Annotated in this window: 1 protein-coding gene; it reads right to left on the reverse strand. The window is 51.3% G+C overall.

The window, feature by feature from the left end:
* Positions 1-713 (reverse strand): Tn3 family transposase (locus R8O11_RS27645; protein ID WP_318194928.1); only part of this gene is annotated, 713 nt, incomplete at both ends.

Consider the following 713-nt stretch of genomic DNA (forward strand, 5'->3'; position numbering starts at 1 on the left):
CGATGATCCGAGCATTGAGGGCGCTGTGGTTGGCCACCAGTGTCATGGCCGTGATCCCTTTGTTGGTGCCGAAATACTTAGAGGAGTACCGGGTTTTAAAGGTTTCCAGATGGGTTTCGAATTTCTGACCATCCGCACTGGCATGCAGCTGGTCCTCCTGAATATGGTAGTGGCGGAAGATGGGTAGCGCTGCAACCGCATTATTGATCACGTCGCTGGCGTCATGCAGCGTTTCAGGCCGGATATAGTTGGCCTGCACCGTACTCAGGTGTTCATAGCTTCGATCGGAGATCTGCGCCATGCCATACACACCACGGTGAGTGGCGTTGGCAATCAGAATGGCCAGTAAATCATCCTGATGAGTGAACCCTTGTTTTTGTATCGGAAGTACATGAGTCAGACATTTCATGAACCCGGTTTCGCGCTCTACATACCGCAGTACATCCGCGATACCGACCGGTTGCATTCGCTTAAAAAAGGGATTGTTGACCAGAGATGTAGCGCTTTTGGTCGGCAGACGCCAGCGGGTACCGGTACGATTTTTCATGATCACATTTCGATTGTCTCCCTCATCAATATGGAGAGCAACGTCTTTGAGTGCACTTTCCAGCCGGTGTTGTTTCTCCTGTAACAATAACTCTGCGGGCTGTTTTAGTCTGTCCAGTGTTGATGAGGCCAGCAAGGTATCCTGCGATGTCTGGGGGATCAGGTCG

It is taken from the genome of Vibrio sp. 1288 (genome assembly GCF_033344475.1).